This is a genomic window from Atribacteraceae bacterium, assembly GCA_035477455.1.
Classification (GTDB): Bacteria; Atribacterota; Atribacteria; order Atribacterales; family Atribacteraceae; genus DATIKP01.
Map to the genome: position 1 here is coordinate 1 of DATIKP010000145.1, position 3,900 is coordinate 3,900.

The window sequence follows — 3,900 nt, forward strand, 5'->3', positions numbered from 1 at the left end:
CAAAGGCCAGGGGAAACCCGCCCGGTGAATCGGCGATGGCTCCGAACAGCGGAGGCCCGATCAGTCCGCCCAGGGAATTGATGGCAAAACCCACCCCGGTGGCCCAGCCGGCATGCTCCGGCGGAGCGGCTTCCGCCATCAGGGTCAACCAGATCGGCGCCCAACCGACGGCGGAAATGCCCAGTAAGACGGCCCCGCTATAGAGTAAGTAAAGGTTGCCCGGTTGCAAGAATAAAAGAATGCCCCCTGGTATGAGAAAAAAAACCATGAATAAAGTCCGGGCGGTGTCCCTGAGGACGAAATCGCTGACCGGACCGAGCACAAGCCGGCTAATAACCCCGGAGAATTGAATCAGGGAAAGAATCAGTCCGGCGAAAAAAAGGGAGTATCCCCCGTACCTGTTGAGATAAATAATGCAGTATGTGGTCAGACAATACTGAATAATGATACCGCACATCCCTATCAGACCGGCCAGCTAAACACCGCGTTTGTGTGAAGGGGGGATAGTCTTACCCGATAGGCGGGTTATCTTCGCTGTCTTCCCATCCGACGGGGCCGCTACGTGTAACACCAGGAAAACTAAAGACCCCCAGAGGGCCAGGGCGATCCCGACCAAGCGAAAAACCCAGGACCAGGAGAAGAGGACGGCGGCAGGGGGCAGCAGCAAGGCGGCTAGGGCGGCACCCAGTGGAAATCCAACCTTGTAAATGGAACTGGCGGTCGCCCGGCCCCGGTTCGGAAACCAGATCACGACCGAACGGGCCGATGCGGTACTGATCAAACTATCCCCAAACCCACACAGGAATAGAATGACAAAGAGTTCTCGAGCCGAACCGCTGAAACTCGCTGCAAACAGACACGCTCCAAGCGTGAGATGCCCCAGGGCAAAAGCCTGCTCAAAGCTGAAGCGGTCACTCAGGCGTCCGGCCAGAAACGAGAAAACACCGAAACCGGCAAAGAGGGCCGTAGTCAGGACGCCGATCCCGGCAGTGGTCAAGTTAAACTCCTCCTGCAATATCGGCGAAAGCGTCGGGATAAGCAACAGGAACAAAGCCAGGAAAACCTGGGTGATCACCAGAAATCCTACCCGCAGATACCGATTATCCATAGCGGAACCGCTCACCCCTCTTGAGTCGTCTCTGGCCATCTTAACACAAACGTTTTTTTTTACCGGTCTTTTTTCCTTTCTGATTTTGTGATTTAATACCCACACGCGACAATGCCCTTCACCGGCTTTCGGAACGAGGCTTAAAACGAAAGCGTAATTTTATAGAGGAGTGAACCTGACGGTGTCTGAGACATCAAGCATGAAAATTATTCACCCTTCCCCACCACAGATCACCGTTTTATGTACAGGGTAAGTCAGGGTGCTATTCCGGAGCGCATGTGATGAAAACCGCATTTGAGGTCATCGTGGTCGGCGGTGGACACGCAGGCTGCGAGGCGGCTGCCGCCGCGGCCCGGATGGGCTGTTCCACTCTTCTGGTCACGACAAGCATCGGCCACATCGCCCTCTTGCCCTGTAACCCGGCGATCGGTGGGCCGGGAAAAGGCCACGTGGTCCGGGAGATCGATGCCCTGGGAGGACTGATGGCCCACGCAACCGATGCGTCAACGATTCATCTCAGGCGGGTCAATACCGGCAAGGGTCCGGCGGTACAAACCCTGCGGGCCCAGACCGACCGGGATCGCTATAGCTTGGCCATCCGGAGCTTGCTCGCAGAGCTCTCCCACCTTTTTATTTACCAGGGGGAGGTGACGGAGATCATCACCGGCTCCACCGGTCAAGTTTCCGGGGTCCGGCTCCTTCATGGCCCGTTTTTTTCGGCTCCCACGGTGGTCATAGCCGCCGGAACGTTTTTAAACGGGGTCATCAAGCTGGGCGAAGTCAGCTACCCGGCCGGCCGGCAAGGTGAGTTCCCAGCCCAGAAGCTCAGTACTTCCCTCCGAACACTGGGTCTTACCCTTTCCCGGATGAACACCTGCACGCCTCCCCGTCTGGACCGCCGGACTATCGACACCTCTCAACTCGATCGGCAGGAGAGCGATCCTGAACCGCTTTGCTTTTCCTTTACTGGAATCCCCCGAGTCTACCAGGAAGCTCCGATTCTTTTATCCCGGACCAACGAAAGAACCTGCGATATTATCCGAAAGAATTTTCATCGGTCTCCTCTCCTATATGGCTTGGCCGATTCCTCACCGGTCCGTGAATGTCCTTCCTTAGAGGACAAGGTCTACCGTTTCCCGGAACGGACCAGCCACTTGGTCTTTCTCGAACCGGAAGGACCGCGGAGCAACGAAGTGTATGTCCAGGGGATCTTCACCTCCCTTCCCGAAGAGGTCCAGAGCCAAATCGTTCGCTCCGTTCCCGGCCTGGAGCATGCCCATATCGTCCGCCCAGGCTACGGAATCGAATACGACTATGTACCTCCCACCCAACTCACCCCGTCTCTGGAGTGCAAACTGGTTCCCGGTCTCTTCCTGGCCGGTCAGATCAACGGGACATCCGGATACGAGGAGGCCGCCGGACAGGGAATCCTGGCGGGTATCAACGCCGCGCTGAGCGCGCGGAAGAAAGCGGCGTTGACGCTGCGGCGTGACGAGAGTTATATAGGAGTTATGATCGACGACCTCGTTACCCGGGGTGTAGTGGAGCCTTATCGTCTGCGGACTGGGAAAGTGGAGTACCGCTTGCTGGTCCGTCACGACAATGCTGACCGACGACTGACGGCACTCGCCTACCAAGTCGGCGCTGTTTCGGAAGAGCGGCACCGTTTTGTCGAGCGGAAAAAAGAGATGATCCAGAACGAAATCCGTCGGTTGGACGTTCTGACGGTAACCCCCTCATCCGCTCTGAATGAACGTCTCGCCATGTGCCAAACCTCTCCCCTGCAGGAAGCGGAAAAAGCAGGATCGCTCCTGATGCGTCCCCGGATCAGCTACCGGGATCTCTCTTCCTGCGATCCGGCTCGCCCTTCGCTGTCGCCGGCGGTAATCGAAGCGGTGGAAATCGAGATCCGTTACCGGGGATATATTGAACGGCACAGCCGGATGTTGGTCGAACTTCAGCGCCTCGAAAACAAAAAAATCCCGGATGGTTTTGATTACGAAGCTGTTCCGGGGATATCTTCAGAAGCCAGAGACCGCCTGCGGCACATTCGTCCTGCGACACTGGGACAGGCCTCCCGGGTAATCGGGGTGACCCCTTCTGATATCAGCGTTCTGTCGATTATGCTCAAACGCTGGCAAAGCCTCACGCAAAAAACAGACCATGAACAGGAAAATCTCGCCACCCCCTAACCCGGCTTAGCCGGAACCAATAGGATTTATGAACCCCATGTCGAATAACTAGTGCCATCATGTAGCGACGTGGGGGGATGTACGATGTCACTTACCGAGCGTTACAAAGACAAGATCAAAGGAGTACTGGCCTGCTACGATCGGATTGTGATCCAGGGCAATATTCCGGGGCTTTGTTTCGACGGCGGAATGAGAAGTTGAAACAAAGGCAAACACCATCAAACAAATCGACAGTGTTTTCTCACCGGCTGCTTCACATCCCAAACACAACGAAGTCCCCCGTGGAAAGGTGACGTAATCCCCGGCTTTGATGACGGCCCGCCTCGCTGCGGATTCCACGGTCACTTCTCCGGTCAAGAGCAAACATTCTTCAGTCTGGTCATAATGCCAATCGAACCGGGATACATCGCACTCCCAAATCGGCCACCCGTCGATCCCCGCGTAGTTCCCGCTCGGTGTCAGTTAGTTGCTCCACCTTGATGTCCATGGTTTTCACCTCCATTGTAAATGTAGGGAGTAGGGAGTCGTGAGTCGTGAGTAGGGGGGTTTTAATTTCCAAGTGCCAGGTCTAATTCCTTCGCCTTTAGGCGAAGAGCTTTG

1 protein-coding gene and 1 pseudogene are annotated in these 3,900 nt (G+C 55.9%); one reads left to right on the forward strand and one right to left on the reverse strand.

Translation table 11 applies throughout. From position 1 onward, the window contains the following. Positions 1–1,147, reverse strand: a pseudogene (locus VLH40_08755) (MFS transporter). 242 nt (positions 1,148–1,389) lie between these two features. On the opposite strand from VLH40_08755, the gene mnmG reads away from it, so the two are divergent. Continuing rightward, the gene (mnmG, locus tag VLH40_08760) at positions 1,390–3,300 is read left to right on the forward strand and encodes a tRNA uridine-5-carboxymethylaminomethyl(34) synthesis enzyme MnmG (GenBank protein ID HSV32091.1); all 1,911 of its coding nucleotides are present in this window, start codon (positions 1,390–1,392) and stop codon (positions 3,298–3,300) included. Positions 3,301–3,900 lie beyond the last annotated feature (600 nt).

Bases quoted from the DNA above. Each gene is read 5' to 3' on its own strand.
- mnmG (HSV32091.1), top strand. From the start codon at position 1,390: ATGAAAACCGCATTTGAGGTCATCGTGGTCGGCGGTGGACACGCAGGC.